The organism is Pseudomonas sp. CFBP2511, assembly GCF_030209255.1.
GTDB lineage: Bacteria > Pseudomonadota > Gammaproteobacteria > Pseudomonadales > Pseudomonadaceae > Aquipseudomonas > Aquipseudomonas avellanae.
In genome coordinates this window covers 123,481-145,916 of the sequence record NZ_JARVSI010000022.1, presented here as the reverse complement: position 1 = coordinate 145,916, position 22,436 = coordinate 123,481, and the positions used below count along the sequence as shown (strand labels likewise).

The window sequence follows — 22,436 nt, the reverse complement described above, 5'->3', positions numbered from 1 at the left end:
TCTGCTCCTAGAAGAACGTGATTTCCTGCGAATTCTGCTGTGCCGCCGACTCTCCGCGATGGGTGCGGCGTTGCTCGTCGGTCGCGTAGGTGGACTCCATGCGCGCCAGCCACTGCCGGGCGTCGATGGCGACGGCCTGGTCGGGGGACTGGCTGGCCTGTAACAGGTGCGCATGCAGAGCGTCGATGTTGTCGCGCACATGGCTCAGAATCTGGCTGACCCGGTCCTGGAATTGCAGGCTGACCAGCACTTCGGTCATCTCGTCGCGGATGCCGTAGCTTTCCTGCTTGAGCAGATCGGCGGACTCGGCCAGATGTCGGGTAATGGTCTGAAAGCGCTCCAATACGTTCTGGATGCTTTGCTCTGAGGTGGTCACCGATTGGCTGTCCTGGTCGGCACCGCTGGACGCCGCCTGGACCAATTGCGTGATGGCGTTGTTGATGATATCGACCTTGGCCGACATCTGCTGGCCGGTCTCGCTGGACTTGCTCGACAGGCTGCGCACCGCATCGGCGACCACCGCAAAGCCCCGACCCGCTTCACCCGCGCGGGCGGCTTCGATGGCGGCGTTGAGGGCCAGCAAGTTGGTTTGAGCGGCAATGGCGGCAACGTCCGCGGCCATGGTGCGCAATTCACCTGTGTAGGCCGTCAGGTTGCGAACCTGGGAGAGTGTCTGGTCGCGGCTGGCCTGGGTGGCCTTGAGTGAGTCAATCACCTGACTCAGTTCGCTGTCACTTTGCGACAAAACTTTTAACGCACCATCGGCATTCTGCCCGTCCAGTTCACCGGCAGCGTGCTGCGACGCCTGCACGGTTTCCTGCAAACGCTCGGAAATACCGGTGAAACGGTCGGTGAGCTCGACAATGGCGGTTTCGGTCTGCTGGCGCGAGCTTTCGACCTGCTTGGCCCAGATCGGCATGGCCCCGAGAAAGATCTCGTTGAGCTGCGCACTGGTGGCCGTCGCGGCGGTTTGCGCGCTGTGCGCCTGATGATGGTCCAGCGCTTGAGTCACGGCGCGACGCACTTCATTGCGTTGTGACTGAGCAGCCCAGAAAGCAGCGCCAACGCCGATGGCAACAAGGGCAGCGCACGCAACCAGTTCGGCAGGGCGCGTACCTGATTGCGTCAGTATCCAGGCAACGGCAGGTATGACAGGAATCAGGGGAAACCAGATAAAGCGCGGATGGCTTTGCGCAGCAGTACTGCTGAATTGATTCGACATATGGGTTCGATCCCTGAACAGTGCAGCGTGATACACGACTCCCTAGTTATCTGCGTGGCGTAGACGAACTTGATACCTGTGCGGGTGCCTTCCGTCTGATCACTGCGCGTAGAGCCCGATCCCTTTAAAAATAGCGGGTATTCAAAACGCTGCAAGTCAGCGTCGGAAATGGGGCTTTCAGGCGTCTGCCCGCAGGGCGTGGGCGAACCGGGCGACGCTTCGCTTGTTCGCGAAAGGGCCGGTATGATCGCCAACAATTCGTCGCTGCTTCACAAGAGGACGCAGAGCGTCCAGAACGGCATGGCGACGCGGAGCGTCGCACGATAGTTGCGCTAGTTGGAAGGCTATCGTTCCGTACGCTCCAGCGTCGGAACGCATTTCGCGACGCTCTGCGTCGAAAAAAGGGACGCAGAAGCGTCCCTTGCTGTTAGTGCAACTTCATCCGCGGCTCTGTCCCTTTGCCGATCTTGCTGCCCAGCATCAGCATCAGGGTGCGGAAAGTGCCGTACAGCGCCATCTGGTGCATGCGGTAAAGCGACACATAAAACATCCGCGCCAACCAGCCCTCAAGCATGACGCTGCCCATGAGGTTACCCATCAGATTGCCGACTGCCGAGAAGCTCGACAGCGAGATCAGCGAGCCGTAGTCCTTGTAGGTGTACTCCGGCAACGTCTTGCCTTCTATCCGCAGGCGCAGCGACTTGGCCAGCAACGATGCCTGCTGGTGAGCCGCCTGAGCGCGCGGCGGGACATTGCGATCAGTGCCTTTCTGCGGGCAGGCGGCGCAATCACCGAAGGCGAAGATATTTTCATCGCGGGTAGTTTGCAGCGTCGGCAGCACTTGCAACTGATTGATGCGGTTGCTCTCCAGCCCGTCCAGCTCATGCAGAAAGGCCGGAGCACGGATACCCGCTGCCCAGACCTTCAAACTCGCCGGAATAACCTGCCCGGTGGCCGTGATCAAACCATCGGCCGTCACCTCACTCACCGCCGCATTGGTCAGCACGGTGACGCCAAGCTTTTCCAGCGTCTTGTGCACCGGCGCACCGATACGCTCAGGCAACGCAGGCAGCACCCGAGGCCCGGCCTCGATGACCGTGATGCGCAGGTTTTCCGGCTTGATCTGCCCCAGCCCGTAAGCCGCCAGTTCATGCGCTGCATTGTGCAGCTCTGCCGCCAGCTCAACACCGGTTGCACCTGCGCCAACGATGGCAACGGTGATTTCCTGCGCACTGTCTGCCTGGCCCGCGTGAGCACGCAGGTAGTGGTTGAGCAGTTGCTGATGAAAGCGCTCGGCCTGCTTGCGACTGTCGAGAAACAGACAGTGCTCCGCAGCGCCCGTGGTGCCGAAATCATTGGTGGTGCTGCCCACTGCGATCACCAGCGAGTCATACCCCAGGCTGCGCGCCGGCACCAGCTCGGCCCCCGTTTCATCCAGCGTGGCCGCCAGATGGATCTGCCGACCGGCACGGTCCAGCCCGGTCATGCGCCCGAGCTGAAACTGAAAGTGGTTCCATTTGGCCTGAGCCACGTAGTTCAGCTCGTCCTCATAAGAGTTGAGCGAACCGGCAGCCACTTCGTGCAACAGCGGTTTCCAGATGTGAGTCAGGTTGGCGTCCACCAGCGTGACGCTGGCCGTACCTTTCTTGCCCAGGGTTTTACCCAGACTGGTCGCCAGCTCCAGACCGCCAGCGCCTCCGCCAACGATAACAATACGATGCGTCATAAGGATTACTCGGAAGGTTTAAGGAATCGGGGGGGAGCTCGATCTTCGCGAGCGCAAGGCAGCTCATAGCGTCAGATGGCTCGTAAACAGGTTCATCACAGCAACACCGTCATCAGGAGCGGCCTGCGCTCGACTGGATACGGGATTGCCTGAAGGTACTCTTCGACACACCTTTGCGCTTCCGGGTTCAGGCGTCTACTCACTTTATGCGTCGCCTCAAGCGTGCTGTCGGGCAGGGGGCCAGGGATCGGTGATTTCCAGCGGCTCGACCTGCAGCGTATCGTCCAGGCGGATGATGCCGCTTTGTAACACCCGCGCGGTAATTCCGCCATGCCCACGCATCGCCTGAAAAGTACCGTGGCCGAGGCGCTGCTCAAGCTTTGCGCAAGGCTGGCACCAGCCAGTGGTTTCAAAGACGGCCTGACCGATCCTGAAGCGCCGATTCTTGAGGCTGAACAGGTTGATGCCGCTGATCACCAGATTGCGCCGCAAATCCTGCGGCACGATCGGGTTTTCGGCAGAGCGGTTCAGCAACGAACCGACCACAGCCAGGTGCTCCCACTGAATCAGCGTGACCTGCCGCGCATTACGCGGGCCGGGGCGTGAGTGATCGCCGGTCAGGCCAGCCTCGCGGCGCGCCTCGACAGCGTCCAGCTCAATCATCTCGACCCGCGACTCCGGGCGCACGCCGATCCAGCGCACACGACCGTGTTGGGGCACATCGGCCAGCAGTTCCTGCAAGGGGCTCATAGACTGATTCCAACATCGAAAACAACACTGCGACCCAGATTGGTACGCAGAAAATCCGGAGCGCCCGGGTGCGCGAACAATACCCGCGCAAAGGTCGGCCCCACCAGCGACAACGAGCGCCAGCCCTGACGCAGATACTCGGTGGGCGGCGGAAAGTGACTGTTAAGGTCCAGGACCTCGCGCTTGAGGCTTGCGAAGGCAATGATATCCAGCCCGCTCAGATCAATGCCGCGTTCACGATAATTGGTGGATTTCTTGCGCAGGGTAGGGGCGAGTCGGTGCAGCAATTCAGAGGCCGGAATACGCTTGGGCTTGGCTTCCCGGCGCACCAGTTGGCTCAGCGAGAACGCGCTACGTCGTCGCGCCAGTTCCTCACGCCACTCGTCATTGAGACGACGGCCCTCATCCAGCACAAAAAACACCTCAAAGCGCCCGTCGCGAAACAACACATCGGGCGGCTCCTGACTGGCGGGCGTGAAGTCCTCATTACGGTGCGCAATGTTCAGCCCCTGCAACAACCGCTGACAAACCCAACGCTCACGCTCCCACTTCCGCGCATTGGACAGAAAGGCGTTGGCTTGTTCGGCCTGGATCGTCAACAGGCGTAGGTAGTCTGAGTCATCCATGGGGCTGTAGCTTACCGCTCAAACGTGAAGGTGAAAAACAAAGACTGAGGTGATTTCGGGAGTTTTTTGCGCGGAGTCCCAGAGATATCGAAAAAACCTTTCAGCAGGCTAAAGATTTACGCGTTTACGCCGAACTCATGACAAGCCAATTTAATGGCACTCAGGAATTTTTTCGCATGGAACGTCGATGAATGCCTCTTTCTCGCTCGGTTTAGTCGTCCTTGCATGCGCCTGTGCGTTCAGCGAAGCTGTTTACTCGCGCGAAGCACCTGAGCAGCACGCGGATCTTTTGGGTGTTTATCAGGCCGCATCACTTAATGATGCGCAGCTCTCTGCTGCACGTCATACCTACAACGCGCAACGCGAAGCTATCCCCCAGGCTCGGGCAGGCCTGCTGCCGAATCTCACCGCTGGCGCTACAACTGAAGCCACCAGACTACAGCGTGATGAGCCGTCTTTAAGTCGTGAACGAAGTGGCACGACCATTCGTGCCAACCTCAGTCAGCCGTTGTTCCGCATAGATCGCTGGTTTCAATTGAAGGCTGCGCAATCGAGCGTGGATCAGGCTGAGCTTGAACTTTCCGCCAAAGAACAGAATCTGCTGCTGACTTCCGCTCAAGCCTACTTTGAAACGCTACGCCAACTGGATGCGTTTGCAGCCGCCCAAGCGGAAGAGGCTGCGCTGTTACGCCAGCGCGATCAGGCTCAGGGCCGACTGGAAGACGGTGCTTCGAGCATCACGGACGTGTATGACGCCCAAGCGGCTTATGACAATGCTCGCGCCAACCGCCAATTGGTTCAGCGAAAAGTGGATGATGCCTATGAAGCGCTGGAGCGCCTGACCAGGCACACCTACACGTCCATCGCTGGCATGAAACATCAGATGCCTGTTGAGGCTCCTGTACCCAATGACGCCCGAGCCTGGGTCGACATCGCCGTGCGGCAGAATCTTGAGCTGCAAGCCAGCGAGCGTGCCGTCAGTGCTGCCGAGCAGACACTCAGTCAGCGTAAGGCCGGGCATGCACCTACCATTGACGCTGTCGCTTCCTATCGCAAGGGCGACAACGACAGCTTTGGCTACAGCAACCCGACTGACTTTGGCGCTAATGGCTATCGCGACAACGTTGCCCAAAGCAGCATCGGCATTGAATTCAATATCCCTCTTTACTCCGGCGGAATGACCAGCTCCCAGATCAAGGAGTCCACCGAGCGTCTTTATCAGAGCCAGGACGAACAGGAAGACCGCCGCCGCGAAGTGGTGCTGAACACGCGTAATGCGTTTCGCGGCATCAATGCCGGCATAGAGCAGATTGCAGCCCGCCGCCAAAGCATCGTTTCCGGTCAGAAGTCCGTGGAAGCCAATCAGGTTGGCGTAGATGTGGGGTCGCGCAACATCGCTGACGTACTCAATGCCCAGCGTCAGTTGTACGCGGCCGTTCGCGATTACAACGATGCTCGCTATGACTACATCCTCGACAACCTCAAGCTCAAACAGGCTGCCGGCACGCTGAGCCCTGACGATCTTAGAGCACTGGCGGCCTATCTAAAGCAGGACTACGACCCGGCCAGGGACTTTCTACCGCCGGGTGTTTAGATGATTTTTTAGAGTGCGTAGCTGAATAGTTCCAGTCCGGATAAATTAAGTTTTAAAAGTGTGAAGTGCGTCACGGATGGCTTGTTGCCATTATTTAGCAAAATGATCAGATTTGCCTACCAGTGGCATGTCGGCAGGGAAGCGCTATGAACGATTCAGAGATAGGCACTCAGGCGCCTGAAAATGCCCCGCGCATCGACACCGGTCTGGCCTCGTTGGTCATGCTTGCGCGCTTCCATCAGGTGGCGGCTTCACCAGAACAACTGGCCCATGAGTTTGGCAGCCCTGACCAGTCCCTTTCGCAAGACAGCCTGTTGTTGGCTGCGCGCAAGCTTGGCTTGAAAGCCAAGGCTGCGAAAACCACCACGGAGCGTCTGGACCGCACGCCACTTCCCGCAATTGCCGCGGATAACAACGGCGGGTTTTTTATTTCACCATGACTCCAGCACCGAACTTCGCTGGACTACGCCGCAGCCTGATACAGCAGGTTTATCAACAGCTTAGGCGAGTTCATCATATGCCGGTGCTTTCTGAAACTTGACCCGGCTTCCACCCGCTTGGCTCCCAACAGGCTCCTGGAAATCGGGTCTTCCGAGGAGTCATCATGGCGAAAATCAAACTCACCAAGTCCGCAGTCGATGCGGCACAAGCCCAGGCGCAGCCCATCGAACTGCGCGATACCCTGGTTCCTGGCTTCCTGTGCAAGATCACCCCGGCAGGCCGCAAGGTGTTCATGCTCCAGTACCGGACAAACGCCGGAGAGCGGCGCAAACCTGCCTTGGGACTGTATGGAGAGCTGACCGTCGAACAAGCCCGGTCGCTAGCCCAGGAGTGGCTGGCACAAGTGCGCCGAGGTGGCGACCCTGCTGCAGAGAAGGCTGCAGCGCGTCAGGCACCCACAGTCAAGGAACTGTGCATCAAGTTCATGGAGGACTACTCCAGCCAGCGCAACAAGCCGAGCACGCAAGAAGGCTACCAGAGCGTCATTGATCGCAACATCATCCCAATGCTTGGTCGCATGAAGGTGCAGGATCTGAAGCGACCCGATGTCGCTTCAATGATGAAGAAGATGGCGCACAAGCCCGCCGATGCGAACCGCACGTTCAGCGTGATGCGCAAGATGTTCAACTTGGCCGAAGTGTGGGGGTATCGCCCCGACGGCACCAACCCATGCCGCCATGTGCCCATGTACCCGCACGGCAAGGCCACTCATCTCATTAGCGACGAAGAAATGGGCAAGTTGTTCCGCTACCTTGTTCAGTTGGAGGCGGAAGGGCTGGAGCATGCAGTGATCCCGCTGGCCATCCGCCTGCAATTCGAGTTTGCCGCACGTCGCTCCGAAATCATTGAACTTCAATGGGATTGGATTGATCTGGAAAGCCGTCGGGTGGTGTGGCCCGACAGTAAGACGGGAGGCATGTCCAAGCCAATGAGCGAAGAAGCCTACCGGCTTCTCTCAGCGGCGGCCCGCAATGCTACGACGCCCCATGTACTGCCGTCTCCGCGTCATCCCGATCGGCATCTGACCGATGGCGAGTATTACAGCGGTTGGACTCGCACTCTGAAAGCCGCTGGCGTGACGCATGTGGGTACGCACGGCATTCGCCACAGGTCTGCAACCGATATTGCCAATTCCGGCATCCCGCCGAAGGTCGGTATGGCGCTGACTGCGCACAAGACCGTGGCGATGTTCATGCGCTACGTTCACACCGAGGACAAGCCTGTGCGCGAAGCGGCTGAATTGGTGGCGAAGCGCCGCAAGGCGATCACCGGAATGCAACTGGCCAAGGAAGTGGTGGCATGATCCGGCAGCAAGGCTGCCGCCGGCCCAATCCTTGTATACCGGCTTTATTACTCTACGTGGACTCAAACACCATATAGGTGGGCACATGCTGCCTGGTAGACGTCCCAGCCGGGCAGTTGCTCAAGTGCCGCTCGGATGTTTTTCCGGCGTGTGATCATATGCTTCTGAGGCGAGAGCATGGGTTGCATGTCAGGTTGCGTGCGCCGGGTAGCCCATTCGGACAGCAACGCCTTTGCTGCATCAACGATCGCTCTGTGGTCTGGGTTTGCCGCGTCAAACGCCGGGGTTCGATCGAATGCTAGCTTGTGGATATGGCGTTCGCCAAAGGCTCCGCGTGGCTGGTGAGCCTTGATCACCTCGATGACGGCTTGGCTGTTTATCAACGCAGTGATGTAGATTGCCTCGTCCTCGGTCGCGACGCGCCCCCAATAAAGCGTCTGGTCGATGACCGTCTTATCGCAAGGGATCTGGTCGCCGCGCACATACGCGGCGCACGGCAGCTTGCCACCTGCAGAGGCGAACACCAGCCAGTCCTGGCCGGCCCAGCCTTGGCCCGACAGCTTTTTGCGGTCAGTGTCCACCGTCTCAAAGAATTCATCAACGCTCTCGTTAATGGCAGTCAAGGCAGTTTTGATGGCGCCACCTGTCGCTCCGCCAAGCGCTGCGATACCCGGTCCTGTGCGAGGCTCCCACCCGCCCGTCCCGTATTGAAACGGCAATAGTCCTTTGGCGCCGGCGGCGAGCTCATAGGGTGCCAAATGCTTTGAGATCAGCACGTCAAACATCACCTGGTCGCTAACGCCATTTGCCGTCAGCGCGAAATCTTTAAGCCGATGGCCGTCTGATCTGAGGAAGTAGAAGGGCGAGCCAGCGTTGATTGGCCCCAAGCTCCAACCTGCGCCGTTCTTTACCGCTGAATGAAAGACTATGCCGCGCGGCATCACGTCGGCACCTTGCCGAAATAGCGGCCCGATGGATTTCTTGGTCGCGACTTTCACGGCCAGCGCAGCGGGTGGCGCGGTCGTCCATGCAGTGCGGCCATTGGAGTTGACGATGTGGTAGGTCGTCGCAGTCTCTGATGTTCTGCTCACGTCACGCCCCACGAAAGTCGTGAAGCCGCTAGGGGGTGACTTGGAGCCAAAGAGCACGATTGCTTCGTTCTTGAAGGTCTGGTTAGCAATCTTCCAGATTTCGCTAGGAGCGAATTGAACAGGCTTACTTGCGCTGAGGTAGCCGGCTGAGCGGAATGGCTCGTGGTGCGCTCCGTTGAGTACCGTATCCGGCAGGATGCATCCGATCACCGCGTCCGGAGTCAAATAGCGTTCGACGGCGTGCAAAAGGAAGATGGTGGCGATTTCCACATGCAAATGCGAAGCGCCAGGCGCTTTGATGCCGTGGAGCTCAGACTTGGCTTTCAGCGCATTCTGATAGGGGTTGCTCGCGATTTTGCTAAGAGCCAGCCAGGGCGGGTTCGTCACCACGCCGTTGAAGCGTCCCGCGACGAGAGCTGGCCGGAAGCTGTTTCGCAGAACGAATGCCCAGATGCCATTGCGGCCAGCGCGCTGGAGCTTCTCCAGCGCCTTGAGCAGCTTCTTGCAGAACTCGATTGACGCTGCCCTTTCGTCGTTGGCGAGCGCGACACCGGTGTCGGTCAATATTGCGCCCACCATCGTCTCGATGTCTCGGTCCGTGAGCGTCGTGCTCGCTGCCGCTGCGCTGCTCATCGCCATGTCATAGCCACGCGAGAGCAGGGCATCGAACAAAGTCTGGTTCGATGCCGTGATCAAAAACTGGGGGAGCTGTACCTCTTCCGTGTCGAGTTTGAGCTTTCTTTGCTCTTCCCCTGTCGCGCTGAACACCTTTGTCACAGGCGTGTTCGCAAACAGCGAGTCGGCGTGGTACACCGGAATCTGCGCCTCATGCCCAGCGGCGAGCCAATCCTTACTGGCCAGCACCCAGCCAACCTTAGCAAGCATCACAGCCAATGGATCGATGTCGAATGCGGTGATCGCGGTCGTGAGCTCGCTAAGCGCAGCAGGATCACCTGGAACTCGGCCGGCAGCAATCAGGCGTTGCTGGGCACGCTTCACCGTCTCCACGACCATCGCTCCCGATCCGCAGCACATATCGACGAAGCGCGGCTGCTGTCCTTTGGGGAGCGCCGACATGACATGCTCGACAAGCTTGCCGGCGAGCCAAGAAGGCGTCCACTCCTGTCCCAAGAGAAGTCGTTGCGAGCGTGCCGCCAACTGCGCCATGAGGGTGCCGAAAAGATCTTCGGCAGGAGATGATTTGAAGTCGTAGGCGCGAAGGTCGTTTTGAATGTCTCGCGCGACGGCCACCAAGTCGCTGACATAGGGACTGGCGTTGAGCCAGCCAAAGTAGTCGTATTCGACAAGGTTGGGCAGCCCACGAGCTTTGAAGAAAGATCCGTCCAAGATCGCTTGCAACTCTACGTCGTCGCTGATCAAGGCCCTCCCGTTCAGAACGTTGGCGCAAATGAGCTTAGCAAGGGTGAGGATGTAGAGTTCTCCGACATACGAAGCCTTGTCGAACTTGCCGGCAGCCGCGTCTCCACCCAAGTAGGAGACGAAGTCGGTCCAAAGCTTTGTTATCAAGCTGCCGTAGGTAGGATCATGGGCGAACGCATGGTCTACAAGGGCATCAATCGGCTGAACATGGGCTTGGCAAAAAGGACTGTTGAAGCCCAAGTCCTTCGCGAGGGTCGTTGCGGCCAACAATCGGCCACCTTCCCGGCCAAGATGGCGGACCAAAAACGCCCCGAGCTTCTTAGCATCGACATCGCCAGCCGCAGAAAGGTCGCATGACTCGATCTCGGCGAGCTCGATGTGCTCCGGGCCGAAGCTCGTCGCGCCCGGAACGGCAGAAAGATCTTTGATATCCGAGATGCCAAAGGCGTGCCATCGGACAGTGTCGGAGAGCACGCCAACTAGCAAGTCGCGAGGTGTCCCTACGTTAAGCTGACCAGCGCAGTATTGCTTTACCTGGTGGAGGCCGTGCGCGAAGGTGCCCAGCGCGTGCAAGTCCCTCTCGTACTCGATCACTGTGGCGCCCACGAGCACATCGACGAAGCCATACTTCTTAGCCCCTAGCTCGTGGAACTTTGCTAACGACTCTGTCCCGGTGACATGAGCCTTGGTCCACCAAGGCTGGTCGGGGAACATCAACGGCAGCTTGGCTGAGAGTGCGTGCCGGAGCACATCCTCTGCCTTGCCTTCACGGATGAGGTCGCTGGCTTCCTTCAGGAAAGCCTTTCCCTGCGCTTCAACATATCTCACCACAATCGCGTGCTCCGTTTTTTGTGTTGTGTTTTGAACGTCTTTCCTGTCCCACGCGCGCGATTTTGCACAATTCCTTAATTCCTTCGCGATCGCACCCGAGAGCTTCGCCCACCACGGCGTTGATATCGTTAAGCACCGCTTCCACTTCTGCGTGCTCCGCCGCGGCAGCGAGCTCGTCACCATATCGTGAGAGCTTGCAAAGCTGCTCTTCATGGAACGCTGGAACTGGGAAGCGCCGCAGGTGTGTGGCTTCCACTTTTAGAGCCCCGCCGCCCATGACTGCTCCCGACGTTTCGATGACCGCCTGCGCCCACGCGCTGTTCATAAAAGCGAGCAAAGCAGCTGCGCTCCATTTGCTGAGCGGCAAAGTCCACATCGTCGAAAAGTTTGCGTCGATAAGGCATTGCCGAGTCTTGTTCAAGTAGGCCCTCGGAGTGGACGAATTCACTCGCGCCAACAGAATGTCCGGCAAATGCCTCGCTACAAAGTCGGGCAACATATACCAATGACGCGGCGGCATGCCGCGAGCCGCAGGCCTGATATTCGGAGAAACGGCAGTGAGGTCCCAAACCTTCTGCGGCTTGGCGTCAGTGCCGAAGTTGGCCTGGCCTGCTGCTCTAACGACCGCCGCAATTGACTCGGGCATGCATTCATAGACCGATGGGAACATGTCAGCTTCACCCAAGTCCTCCGGGAGCGCGTGCTGTCTGAGGTCCAGTGCCCAACCCGTCACGAGCTCAGTAGAGACGACGAAGCCCGCCGGAAGCTCAGACTGCCGGCGAATGACGGGCCGAGCCACGCTATCTGGTGCCCGCGCGACCCATCCCGCCAGCGGGCCAGAAAAGGACAGCGCTATGTGCCCTGACGAGCGGACGCCGTCGGCGTAGAAGAAGCCATTGGCCCCGGTGCGTAAGCCTTGGCCAACAGCCACGCCTTGCGACTCGAACGTGGCGAAGGAGGGGGCAATGCCCTGGCGCGCAAGCCAATTATCGATTTCATGAGAGACGTAGACGCCTTGCGACACTTGGCTGCCTGTTTCGCCAATTGCTGCGAACCATTTTTGTCTCGAAGCGGCTGCAACCATGTTTCTGCATGCGAGTTTCAACGACGCGGGACGCGCACGGACTAGCCCGTTGGGATGGCTTGCGCCATCTTCTAGCCAAGACCGCGCTTGTTTTGCGAAATCTCGCTCTGGGCTCGATCCTCCGGCAAGCGCGATTCGCCCAATGGGACTTTCCGGAGTGGCCGCAGCGGATGAGATCAAGATGTGGCAGTAGGTAGAACTGTCAGATCGCACAAGAGCCGATGCGCGCCGCTCCACCCGCTTGGCCACGATGAGCGTCGTCTTGACCTGAGCGTCGTCGAACCAAGAGGCATGCTCGTCTTCCACGGTGAACTCAATCTCGAACCAGCGAAACAATAGGTAGTGCACGATCGTCGCGTAGTCACGCGTCAGCCACGACTCAGGCACCACCAACGCCAATCGGCCTCCAGGCTTTACGAGGCCGGCGCAAAGAATCCAGGAGGGAACTGCCAGGTCGGACAAACCGGAATAGCCACTAATGAGGTGCGCAAAGAGGCGTTTGTCCTCTGCGTCCAGAGCAGAGAGACTTGGCAAGGTCCTCAGCAGGCCAGTCCGAATTTGCGTCGCGGTAGGAAGAACGTGATCCACCGCCGCCTTTTCCGAGAAAGACTGATATCGGACATAGGGGGGATTGCCAATCACCAAGTCCCAGTCCGTCTTTCGCAGTCGCGAGATAGTGTCTGGGTCGAAGGCGCTGCCAAGAATGCAATCAGCTTGTGGCAATCGTTTAGCGCAAGCATCGCGGGCAGCGCGATCGATTTCGATGCCCGCAATCGACGCCGGAACAGCGCCAATTTCCAGGCACGAAGCCAGCAAGTCGCCGGTTCCAGCCATTGGATCAATTATGCTCTCGGCCTTCTCCGCTTGGGCGAGCGCGGCGAGGATTCGCCCGAGGCCAACGCCAGTAAAATATTGGCCCAGTCGTTTGCGGCGCTCCGCTCCTGGCGCGGAGCCAGCGAGCGGTGCCTGGTAGGCTTGCTTCATCGGTCTAAGGAGGAGCTTCGCCCCGAACTGGTCTCTGCCCGCGCAAGAGCATAGAAGGCCTTTGCATCCATCTCAACATCTCGACCAAGCTGTAAGCACCTGCCGACGAATTGTGAATAGAGCAATTGCAGATTAGAAACCGAGCTGTTGCCAGCATCTCGGATCACTTCCGCAGCAATCTTGGAACTCGACTTGCCAACTGCCCGGGCAAAAGTGCGCTTCGATAGCAACAATAATGGATCTCCTTTGACCGCAACGGTGGAGACGACCTGTTTGAAACTCCCTTGAATCTTGTCGAGGACGCTCGTGGCTTCGACGGTGAAGCCGGCAGTCGTGTACGCCTGAGCGAGTGCCCGCCATATCTCCGAGTGCGCGGAATGAAACACTACCGTCGCCAATCCCTCTGCTTTAAGTACACGCCCAACCTCAGTGAACACGTTCGCCATCATCGCGCCATACTCCAACACACCTTTGGACTGCGAGGCACTCACAATCACCTCGCGTGCACGGTCAGTGGTCTTTCCAAGCCAATGCTCGTTGATCTGATTGAGCTCCGCATAGGGGATGTAAGCGCCAAAAGGTGGGTCGGTAAAAACATAGTCCACCGAGTTAGGTTTCAGCGGAATGCTTTCACTGGTGCTGTTGTGGACGACAACCGTACTTCCGCTGCCATGAAGCATGTGGAACGAGTCGATGAATGCTTTGGACTTGCGCCGTACACCTTCGAGAATGTTCTTCTCAACCGGCAGCCCGCTGATGTAGAGCACGCCGCTTTGTGATCCAGTAAGAACAAAGTCACTCTGCCCCTTTTTGAGAACGACGCGAGTCATAAGCGTTGAGTGGCTTGAGTTGTAGCTCAGGACTAAGAGTTTCAAAGCATCGCGTACTTCCTCCGGGAAATCAGCAACAATCTCCAAAAGGCTCGCCATCGCAATGAAGTTTCGTTTTGTGTAGAAGTGGTGAAGCTTGTCGATGCCAACGTGATAGCCCGTGCGGTGTAGTTCGCCCCAGACAAGATCAGCATTGGGGGCGGATTTTGGTGGTCTCGTTTTGGCGACACGGGCGATAACTTCATAATCTTGGGGCGTAGGCGGACGTTGCCATTTTTTCGATCCGCTCCGACCATGCACTCGCGCGATCACGCGCTTTTTTGTAAGTTGCTTGCGTCCAAATGCGTCTACGGATGATTCAAGCGCTCGCTTGCAGGCTCCGACCGCGACCTGCTTTCGGCAGCTCTTGCAGCGAAAAGTGTCCGACATGCTCAGTGGCTTTGTCTTCACGCTCGCATCCCACAATGAGACTTCGTTGCCGCAGTGCGGGCAAACGAGCACTTCGGACCAGATCACATGACGCAACGTTCCAATAGAACCACTCTCATCATTCGCCTCGTAAAGCCAAGAGAGTTTTTCTTCCGCCCGCTTGCATAACTCATTGACTGCTGCTGCAAATGACTCCGGCTCTGGCGGGCGACAGAGAGTTTCTGAAACGAACGAGCCCAAGGTGCCGATCTCGAAAAGATGGGCAGTGCGCGGACCCCACTCCGGCTTGACTCCGAGTGAGTCAGCCATGCGGCGCATCTCGTCAGTGGGCCGATCACATAGCAGGGTCGCGAGCCCTGTGGTTCCACTTCCGGCGAATGCGTCTAGCACAGTCGCGCCCGGAGTTGTGTGTGCTGCTATAAAAACGGCGATCACCTCGGGCGAGATTTTTGTTGGATAGGAAAAGGCGTTGTAGAGTGGGCCCGTGCGCGTTGATGGCAAGGGAGTACTGTAAAGCTCGGCGATGTTCGCCATTACTGGTTGACTATTTAGGGTGTTGGCCTCTTGCGAGTCAAAATGGGCGCAGGTAGTTTCACGTTCGAGGCTCATTACAGTTCAGACCTCGGCTTTGACGTTCGGCTTTTTGACGGCTTTCGCTTGAGCTGCTCGCTCTGCAGGAACAACGATGCTCTTGGATTCGCAGAAAGCCGCGACCAGAACTTCCAACATGTTTACCATGCTTCGTTGCTCATGGTCGGCCGCAGCTTTCAACGCAAGTTTGAAGCTGGGCGACACCCTCAGGTTCAGCGTGTCACTTTTCACATCGTCAAATTTCATGCCGCCCCGCAGATGTCTGTGCATTTGCGTTATGGTACCAGAGTTGTAGTGCGGGGCGCATACAATTCTGCGTGCCAAATGCTCGGTAGCAAAGCTGGTCACGCTGGACTGTGTGCAGTAGTTCAACCACAGGCGATTGCGGGAGCAGATCGGGCTTGTTCTGCCAGCGGATGCCGAATCTATTCACTACCGGCGACGGGCGGGTCAGGCCAGAGCGGCCTGACTCAACCAAACGGCCTTCAGGAAGCCGGGGCGGTTCATATCGCGAATCGTCTTCGACAGGTCTAGGATCAACTTTATCCAGTTGCGACCTGAGCCATTTCATCAAAGTGCCTTTTATCAACCTCTTCCATCCACCGGAAGATGCTCGCGATGACGCTATGACTTTCACCAGCCAAATTCTCGGCTGACTCTTCGGTTATTTCAATTACATCACTATGCGAGTATTTGTTGATAAACCTATAAATTTTTTCTTTGAGCTCTGGCGTTGTGATGATGCAATCCTTAAGGCCAACCTCCATTAGTTGATTAATATCACTTCTCCGTTTTGGATACTTGAACGTGAAAAAAGATTCGATCAGCTTACGTGCGAGGTTCGCTGTCAAAAATGCCTCGTCCCGGTTAAGAGTCGTATGCGCCCTGTATTCGTAGAGCTTCTTGAAGATATAGTGGTACTCCGAACCGTAATTCTTCAGAGAGTCGTCGGCATCCACAAGCAGGGAATGACGGGGGGAGCCAGGCGGTGCGTCCAAGCGATAAAAGAAACAATTTTCGGCTTTACCCTTGTTAATTCGGTTCCTGTTTGTGCCAGTAAACCAGTCTCTCACAAGTTTGAAGTAGGTGAAGTTGTGAGTCAGTACAAAAAGCTGCTTGGCGTCAGTGCATTGAGTTCTCAGGAACGAATAGGCATGAAACAAGTGATTTGAATCAAAGCTTGAGACGGGATCATCAACAACGACAATCGTGTCCTTGATGTTGTTTCCATTTTCTTTGAGCTTAGTGATGAAGTAGACAAACGCAATCGCAGTTTTTTCACCTTCGCTCAAATTGCCATCATGCTCACCAACCCCGTTTCTGATGATCTCATAGCCTTTCTTCTTTTGATTGAAACTTAGGCAAAGTTCAGAGCGGCCAATGAAGCGATGCAAGATGTCATTGAACTCCTTCGCCCCGACCGTTTCATTCGAGAGCAGCGCCTCTATGGCTCCAACCTCTTGACTAATCTTTTCGATTTCCTTGTGGTCGTTCTTTGTTTCCGCCTCAAGGTCATTGCATTTCTTTTCACTTCCAGCATAGTCAAATTCTTGCACCTCAGCCGCAGCAAAATGAAGTTCCAGTGTCACCTTGCTTTTTGAGGTCTCAGTTTTGAAGTTTGAAGTCTTATTGTTGTGCTTTCCGACGAGCCCAACAATCGACTTCAGCATGTCATTGAAATTGGCGACATCGCCTTCAACCACATCCGAGATCTGAATGTCTGTCTTCGAAGGGTCTGTGATCTTGGCTTTCAGGGCTTCCCGCCATCCGTCCATTTGCTGGTCGATCTTCTCAGCAGCAGTTGCGTAGTCCTTTTGGAGCCTCTCTGCCTCAGCCGACAATTCTTTATAAAACTCTGTCGCTGCGGGCAAGTGATTGGCTGGAGCGCCTTGAGATTCAATCCAAGTTGCGGCGTTCTGAAGCCGATTTTGAAAATCCGTGAACTCCTTGCTGAAGTGGGCGGAGAGGGCCTCGGCACGAAGCTGGGTCAAAGGAGAGCCGCAGAACTCGCAGGATTCTGAGTCGTGAGTCTTATGGATTTCCAAGCCAGTTTGAACCCAGTCACGGATGTCCGGGTTTTCAGTAAGTCGCTGGATGGCTTGATTTACTGCGGTAGTCCCAATCAAATCCCTTATGCGAGTTGCCGCCTTCTTGAAATAGTCCGGCTCAATAACTGTTGAGGCGAACGTGATGCTTGGCAACTGATCTGGCTTTGCGGCGTTCGTAAGGTCAATAACCTTATCATCTGGAAGAACCGACTCGGCCTTGGTAACGGCTTCGGCGTTGCTCTGAATAAAACTAGAGAGCTTACGGCGATCGTAATTCAAGTAGTAGCTATCGCTCGTGTCAATTGCCTGAAGCCCCAGCTTCATCTTCTTCGCAGCGTTAGTTAAAAACTTATCCAGGGCATCACGCTGCTTCCTGATATCGCTTTGCTTTTCGTCGTAAGCCTTCTTTGCTTTCTGGAGATCGCCTTTTAGCTTCTCCAGTTTCTGCAAGTCATCAATCTTCTCTTTCGCAATAAGAAGGATGCTCTTTACAGATTTATCCCAATCAATGTTCTCGTGCACAAAACGCTGATTGAACACTTGGATATTCAATTGGGATGTAGGGAGAGTGGTTTCCGTGATTGTTGAACCGTCCTCCAAAACGACCGAGAACTGGCCCGCACTAAAACGCGGAACCATCGAACGGAGCTCAAAGCAAGAGAATAGATGCGATAGAGTTGACTTACCTGTTCCGTTCCAACCGTAGACGAGGTTATACCGGCCGAACTTCTGAATCTTCGTTCCATTGAAGTCGCTGAAGATACCGAACTGCTTAAGGCGGCTGATACTGACGATCATTATTAAGACCTCCGTGTTTTTTCTTCAGCAACATTTGCTTGCAAAGCAAATCATAAACGAAGATCTCGCTTGCGTCTCCGCTTCGCGGACCACGCTGCTCCAGGTTCGCTATCCGCTCATCCCTGACGGGACTGGCATTCGCCAGCCTTCCACATCCCTGACGCCTTCGGCCCGGCTTCCGGCTTCGGGCCTGCGCGCTTCGCTTGCGTACGGTCTGCACATCACGGCGGCCGTTGCCATGTCCAGCCGTCTTCCCTGACTCCATCACCTTGCTCGCGACTGTAGCCCGTGGCCGCGTGCCATCTAGGCGCGCCAGGCCGTGTCCTCGGCTACGCCTGCGGGCCGCACCTACCTGACGCTTGTCTCCTTGACGGCCCACGTCCGTGGGCTCCTGACCGTCGCGGGCGATGAACTCAGGAAAGACGGTGGCAACAGGGCCAACCGCGTTCCTCGTGCCAACCGCACCGAACAGCCGAAAGGCTGGGCTCCGAATCTAGGAATCCGGTGTGCGGTTTGAACAGCAAACCTTTTTTGTCAGGAGAAAGACCATGCAACTCGCATCCCGTTTCGCTTCCCGTTCCCCTTCGCTGCGCAGCGATTACCCGCTGACCGATGACCAAATTCATCGCGTGGCCCCGTCCATCTTCGCGGACGCGCCCCACGAAAGCCGTTCGCAGCGGTACGCCTACATCCCCACCGCCGCCGTGCTGGCCGAGCTTCGCAAAGAAGGTTTCCAGCCTTTCATGGTGACGCAAACCCGCGTGCGCGACGAAGGCAAGCGCGAGCACACCAAACACATGCTGCGCCTGCGGCACGCCAGCCAGATCAACGGCACGGAAGCCAATGAAATCGTGTTGCTGAATTCGCACGATGGCACGAGCAGCTATCAGATGCTGGCCGGAATGTTCCGCTTCGTTTGCAGCAATGGCCTCGTTTGCGGCGACACCGTGGCCGATGTGCGCGTCCCCCACAAAGGCGACGTTTCCGGGCACGTCATTGAAGGTGCTTACGAAGTCTTGCGCGGCTTCGACCGAGTGAAGGATTCCCGCGATGCCATGCGCGCTATCACGCTGGACGAAGGCGAAGCCGAAGTGTTCGCCCGTTCCGCGCTGGCCCTCAAGTATGACCCTACCGACAACAAGCCCGCGCCCATCACTGAATCTCAAATCCTGATGCCGCGCCGGTTCGACGACCGCCGCCCGGACTTGTGGAGCGTGTTCAACCGCACGCAAGAAAACTTGACCAAAGGCGGATTGCATGGCCGCAGCGCCAACGGACGCCGCCAGCAAACGCGCCCGGTGCAGGGCATTGATTCCGATGTGCGCCTGAATCGCGCCCTCTGGATGCTGGCCGATGGCCTGCGCCAGTTGAAAGCCTGACCGTTCCCCCCGCCGGAGGGGCGGTCCCCTCCATTCCCTTGTTTCACTCGATTGGAGATTCACCATGAACGCCGTTACCACTACCGAAGCCCGCGCCATCCAAGCCCCCGCGCTGGAAACCGCCGACCCGACCAAGAACCTGATTCTGGTTCCGCTGTCGCGGCTGGTGTTGCGTCCCACTGGCCGCAACGTGCGCAAGACCCCGCGCATGTCGATTTCCGGCTTTCTACAATTCCGCTTGTGCGCTTCCGTTCTTCTACGGATGCGATGGTTTGCGTGTCGGTGCTTGCGCACGGATGCACGGATGCACGGATGCACGGATATGGTTCGGCGGTTCTGCGCTTCGGCACAAAAGCGCATCCGCGCATCCTCGGCTTCGTGGGGATTCCGACCATGACCCTGCCGCTTGTCACCGCCGAGGAACGCGCCCGGCTGCTGGCCCACGGCGCGGCACGCGCTGCCGGCCAGTCCATCGACCCGATGCCCGTGGTGCGGATCTTCACGCCGGACGCGCATGTGACCTGGCTGCTGGTGTCGCTCGATCCCGCCGATGGCGACTCGGCCTACGGCCTGATCGACCTCGGCATCGGGATGCCTGCACTGGGAACGGTCAAGCTGTCCGACTTGGCCGGCATCGTCGGCCCGCGCAAGCTGCCGGTGCGGCGGGATCGATATTTCCAGGCGGTGCGCCCGCTGTCGGAGTATGTCCGTCTGGCACAGGAAAACGGCTCGATCTCGGACTGACCGAGCCCTGCGCAGCCCGTCCAGCCCGGGCGCATTGTGACTATTTCAGTCTTACTCAAGACCGTGCAGATCTCAATCCACACTCTTGCACCGAAGTGGTGCGACTCTGCTGGAAACAGTCACGATCTTTGGCGCGGGCTGCGGCACGGTGTCCAGTGCTGCGCACCATTTCCTGGCGGTGCAGCCGTCGCATTAAGACGATTTTCGCAATGCACCGGAGCCAATCGGTCTTGACACCAGAAGACGCAACTTAATCCGATAACGATGACGCTTTGATGTTGAACCGATAGCTCCCGCCATCGAAAACCGTGGCGACGTTCCTGCTGACTGACAGGAGGTTGCGTCATGGCTGGCCCGAGCGCTGAACACTGGTATCCGACCGCCGCGTATCTCTACACGCTGCATCTCGATGGCCCCGCGCTGGCCTGGGAGTACCTGCGCAGGAATCCCTTCTACCGCCGCGACTGGCTGAGCCGACGCCACCGGCCGGACGCGGCGCAGGCGTGGGGCCTGCGCCTGCTGGAAGACCCGGCCTTGGATGCGCGCGACGCGCATCCAGCCTGGTTCCCCGATCATGACGCCGTGGTGCAGCTTTACCCCGATGCCGATCCGCCGCCCGATGCCTATGCCTTCGAGTTCTGGCGCGTCCCGGGCCGCAAGCAACTGATCCACGACGGCAAGCGCCTGGTGCTGGTGTCGCACTGGCCGGGCTGCTGCCTGCGGCTCGCCCTCGGGCCGGGCCTGGAAGACGGCATGGCCTACCTCTACGCCACCCGCGCTTGCGCTACACCCTGCGCACGCTATCGCGCGCTCGCGGCCGGGCTGGATGCCTTGGCCGCGGCGACCGTAGCTGCGCGTACGGCAGTGGCGCGTTCCCGGCCCACGCCCGCCGCGCTGCTGGAACTGCACACGCTCCAGGCGCTCGACGCGACCCTGGCGGGCGCGTCCTTGCGCGAAGTGGCTGAAGGGCTGTTCGGTGCGGATGCCGTCGCGACCGACTGGCACCCCGACAGCGCCTTGCGTGCCCGCGTGCGGCGGCTGGTGCGTCGTGGCGAGGCGTTGATGCGCGGCGGCTATCGCAGCCTGGCGCAGCTTCCGCCAGTTGCACCGCATTAGGGGGGACGTTCTGCGCCCCTTGCAATTCGTCCCTTAGCAGGAAGCCTCGCTTTCTTGAAAGTGCCTCTATCCGGCCGCGCGGTGTGGCCGGGCTTGATGGAGGACCATCCCATGCGACCTGCTCCCTTGCGGCCAGCCGCCGCTGCTGTCGCTGCGCCCGCGCAGCCCCAACGCTACCTGACCAACGACGAAGCCGCCGACTACCTGCGGCTGTCGCCGCGCACGCTGGAGAAACAGCGCGTGATCGGCGGCGGGCCGAAGTTCCGCAAGTTCGGGCGGCGCGTCATGTATGCCGTGAGCGACCTCGACGCCTGGGCCGATGCGCGCAGCTTTGGTGCGACTTCCGACCCGGAGTACGCCGAGCGCCATGCGGGCGACTACCGTGATGGCCGCTGACCATCGGCGCGTGGATGGCCTTCGCCATGTCCAGCCCGTCAGGGCAAGCCTTGCAGCAGCGCGAACAGCTCGACCTGTTCCGCGCGCTGCCGGGCGACATGGCGCCGCGCGACAGCCAGGACTTGATGGCCTTTCCGTTCTTCTCGCTGGCGAAGTCGCGCCGCATCGCGCCGATCGACTTCCGCAGTGGAAGCATCACCATCCGCGTGGAAGGCACGCAGGAACACGGCATCGCCACGATCTGGGATGCCGACATCCTGATCTGGGCCGCCAGCCAGATCGTGGAAGCCCGCGATGCGGGCATACCGACCTCGCGGCTGATGCAGGTGCGTCCCTACGAGATCCTGCGCTTCATCGGGCGCGGTACGTCACTGCGCGACTACCAGCGCCTCAAGGCCGCGCTGGATCGCCTGCAATCGACCACGGTAGCCACGTCCATCCGCGAAACCACGGGAAGGCGATTGCATCGCTTCTCGTGGATCAACGAGTGGAAGGAACTGGCCGACGCCAGCGGCACACCGCTGGGCATCGAGCTGATCCTGCCGGACTGGTTCTATGCGGGCGTGGTGGACGCGGCCCTGGTGCTGACCATCGACCCGACGTACTTCCGGCTCACGGGCGGCATCGAGCGGTGGCTGTACCGCCTGGTGCGCAAGCACGGCGGCCGGCAGGAACATGGCTGGCAATTCGACTTCCAGCACCTGTACCGCAAGTCGGGCAGCGTGGCGCGCTTCTACGACTTCGCCGCCGATTTGCGCGCCCTGGTAGCGCGGCAATCATTGCCCGGCTACGTCCTGGGCATCGAGTGGATGCCCGGCGAGAAAACCGAGCTGCTGACCTTCCGGCCCGTGCCGCCCACGGCACGGGGATAACTGCGGGAAAACCTGTGGATTCACTCGTGCTATCAGGCAACAGGGGGCTCGTGCTATCAGGCAACAAATCCTCGTGCTATCAGGCAACAAAATCGGCCGCAAACCCTTGCCAGCATTGGGTTTCGTCGCCCTCTAACATTC

The 22,436-nt window shown here is 58.4% G+C and carries 18 protein-coding genes; 9 read left to right on the top strand and 9 right to left on the bottom strand.

Features of this window, described 5'->3' with window-relative positions; genetic code table 11:
* Nucleotides 1-7: 7 nt before the first annotated feature.
* From QRN38_RS18540 to QRN38_RS18525, 4 genes are all read right to left on the bottom strand, one after another.
* Entirely contained in the window at nucleotides 8-919 is a 912-nt protein-coding gene (locus tag QRN38_RS18540) for a methyl-accepting chemotaxis protein (RefSeq protein ID WP_373413279.1), read from the bottom strand.
* 730 nt (nucleotides 920-1,649) lie between these two features.
* A complete protein-coding gene (locus QRN38_RS18535; RefSeq protein WP_057418741.1) occupies nucleotides 1,650-2,948 on the bottom strand; it encodes an NAD(P)/FAD-dependent oxidoreductase in 1,299 nt (432 codons plus the stop codon).
* Between the two features lie 216 nt (nucleotides 2,949-3,164).
* Nucleotides 3,165-3,698, bottom strand: a complete 534-nt coding sequence (locus tag QRN38_RS18530; RefSeq protein WP_005770014.1) for an MOSC domain-containing protein — start codon at nucleotides 3,696-3,698, stop codon at nucleotides 3,165-3,167.
* Nucleotides 3,695-4,324 carry a DUF1780 domain-containing protein gene (locus QRN38_RS18525; protein ID WP_003381213.1) on the bottom strand — a complete coding sequence of 210 codons (630 nt, stop codon included), beginning with the start codon at nucleotides 4,322-4,324 and terminating at the stop codon, nucleotides 3,695-3,697. The genes QRN38_RS18530 and QRN38_RS18525 overlap by 4 nt, the downstream gene beginning before the upstream one ends.
* A gap of 187 nt (nucleotides 4,325-4,511) precedes the next feature.
* On the opposite strand from QRN38_RS18525, the gene QRN38_RS18520 reads away from it, so the two are divergent.
* From QRN38_RS18520 to QRN38_RS18510, 3 genes are all read left to right on the top strand, one after another.
* Nucleotides 4,512-5,918 carry a TolC family outer membrane protein gene (locus QRN38_RS18520; protein ID WP_057418742.1) on the top strand — a complete coding sequence of 469 codons (1,407 nt, stop codon included), beginning with the start codon at nucleotides 4,512-4,514 and terminating at the stop codon, nucleotides 5,916-5,918.
* A gap of 146 nt (nucleotides 5,919-6,064) precedes the next feature.
* Nucleotides 6,065-6,358, top strand: a complete 294-nt coding sequence (locus QRN38_RS18515) for a cysteine peptidase family C39 domain-containing protein (RefSeq protein ID WP_057418743.1) — start codon at nucleotides 6,065-6,067, stop codon at nucleotides 6,356-6,358.
* Nucleotides 6,359-6,522: 164 nt separating this feature from the next.
* Nucleotides 6,523-7,722 carry a tyrosine-type recombinase/integrase gene (locus QRN38_RS18510; protein ID WP_057418744.1) on the top strand — a complete coding sequence of 400 codons (1,200 nt, stop codon included), beginning with the start codon at nucleotides 6,523-6,525 and terminating at the stop codon, nucleotides 7,720-7,722.
* Between the two features lie 62 nt (nucleotides 7,723-7,784).
* Here the strand turns inward: QRN38_RS18510 and QRN38_RS18505 are convergent, their stop codons facing one another.
* From QRN38_RS18505 to QRN38_RS18485, 5 genes are all read right to left on the bottom strand, one after another.
* Nucleotides 7,785-11,021: a hypothetical protein gene (locus tag QRN38_RS18505; protein WP_235814750.1), complete on the bottom strand. Its 3,237-nt coding sequence runs from the start codon at nucleotides 11,019-11,021 to the stop codon at nucleotides 7,785-7,787.
* Nucleotides 11,008-13,092: an Eco57I restriction-modification methylase domain-containing protein gene (locus tag QRN38_RS18500; protein ID WP_057418745.1), complete on the bottom strand. Its 2,085-nt coding sequence runs from the start codon at nucleotides 13,090-13,092 to the stop codon at nucleotides 11,008-11,010. The genes QRN38_RS18505 and QRN38_RS18500 overlap by 14 nt, the downstream gene beginning before the upstream one ends.
* A complete protein-coding gene (locus QRN38_RS18495) occupies nucleotides 13,089-14,960 on the bottom strand; it encodes a DNA methyltransferase (protein ID WP_235814751.1) in 1,872 nt (623 codons plus the stop codon). The genes QRN38_RS18500 and QRN38_RS18495 overlap by 4 nt, the downstream gene beginning before the upstream one ends.
* A 6-nt stretch (nucleotides 14,961-14,966) precedes the next feature.
* The gene (locus tag QRN38_RS18490) at nucleotides 14,967-15,188 is read right to left on the bottom strand and encodes a hypothetical protein (RefSeq protein WP_057418747.1); all 222 of its coding nucleotides are present in this window, start codon (nucleotides 15,186-15,188) and stop codon (nucleotides 14,967-14,969) included.
* Between the two features lie 296 nt (nucleotides 15,189-15,484).
* Entirely contained in the window at nucleotides 15,485-17,788 is a 2,304-nt protein-coding gene (locus QRN38_RS18485; protein WP_057418748.1) for an ATP-binding protein, read from the bottom strand.
* Nucleotides 17,789-18,336: 548 nt separating this feature from the next.
* Between QRN38_RS18485 and QRN38_RS18480 the strand changes: the two genes are divergently transcribed.
* The 6 genes from QRN38_RS18480 to QRN38_RS18455 all read left to right on the top strand — a co-directional run bounded on the left by QRN38_RS18480 (nucleotide 18,337) and on the right by QRN38_RS18455 (nucleotide 22,295).
* Complete coding sequence (locus tag QRN38_RS18480) at nucleotides 18,337-19,167, top strand: DUF932 domain-containing protein (protein ID WP_057418749.1); 831 nt, start codon at nucleotides 18,337-18,339, stop codon at nucleotides 19,165-19,167.
* 64 nt (nucleotides 19,168-19,231) lie between these two features.
* Entirely contained in the window at nucleotides 19,232-19,564 is a 333-nt protein-coding gene (locus QRN38_RS18475) for a hypothetical protein (RefSeq protein ID WP_081025461.1), read from the top strand.
* Entirely contained in the window at nucleotides 19,561-19,911 is a 351-nt protein-coding gene (locus QRN38_RS18470) for a DUF2958 domain-containing protein (protein ID WP_057418775.1), read from the top strand. Before QRN38_RS18475 ends, QRN38_RS18470 begins: the two co-directional genes overlap by 4 nt.
* A gap of 345 nt (nucleotides 19,912-20,256) precedes the next feature.
* The gene (locus QRN38_RS18465; protein WP_057418750.1) at nucleotides 20,257-21,027 is read left to right on the top strand and encodes a DUF2285 domain-containing protein; all 771 of its coding nucleotides are present in this window, start codon (nucleotides 20,257-20,259) and stop codon (nucleotides 21,025-21,027) included.
* 126 nt (nucleotides 21,028-21,153) lie between these two features.
* Nucleotides 21,154-21,423, top strand: coding sequence for a helix-turn-helix transcriptional regulator (locus tag QRN38_RS18460; protein ID WP_122290361.1), 270 nt, complete (start codon nucleotides 21,154-21,156; stop codon nucleotides 21,421-21,423).
* 14 nt (nucleotides 21,424-21,437) lie between these two features.
* Entirely contained in the window at nucleotides 21,438-22,295 is an 858-nt protein-coding gene (locus QRN38_RS18455) for a replication initiator protein A (protein ID WP_057418752.1), read from the top strand.
* Nucleotides 22,296-22,436 lie beyond the last annotated feature (141 nt).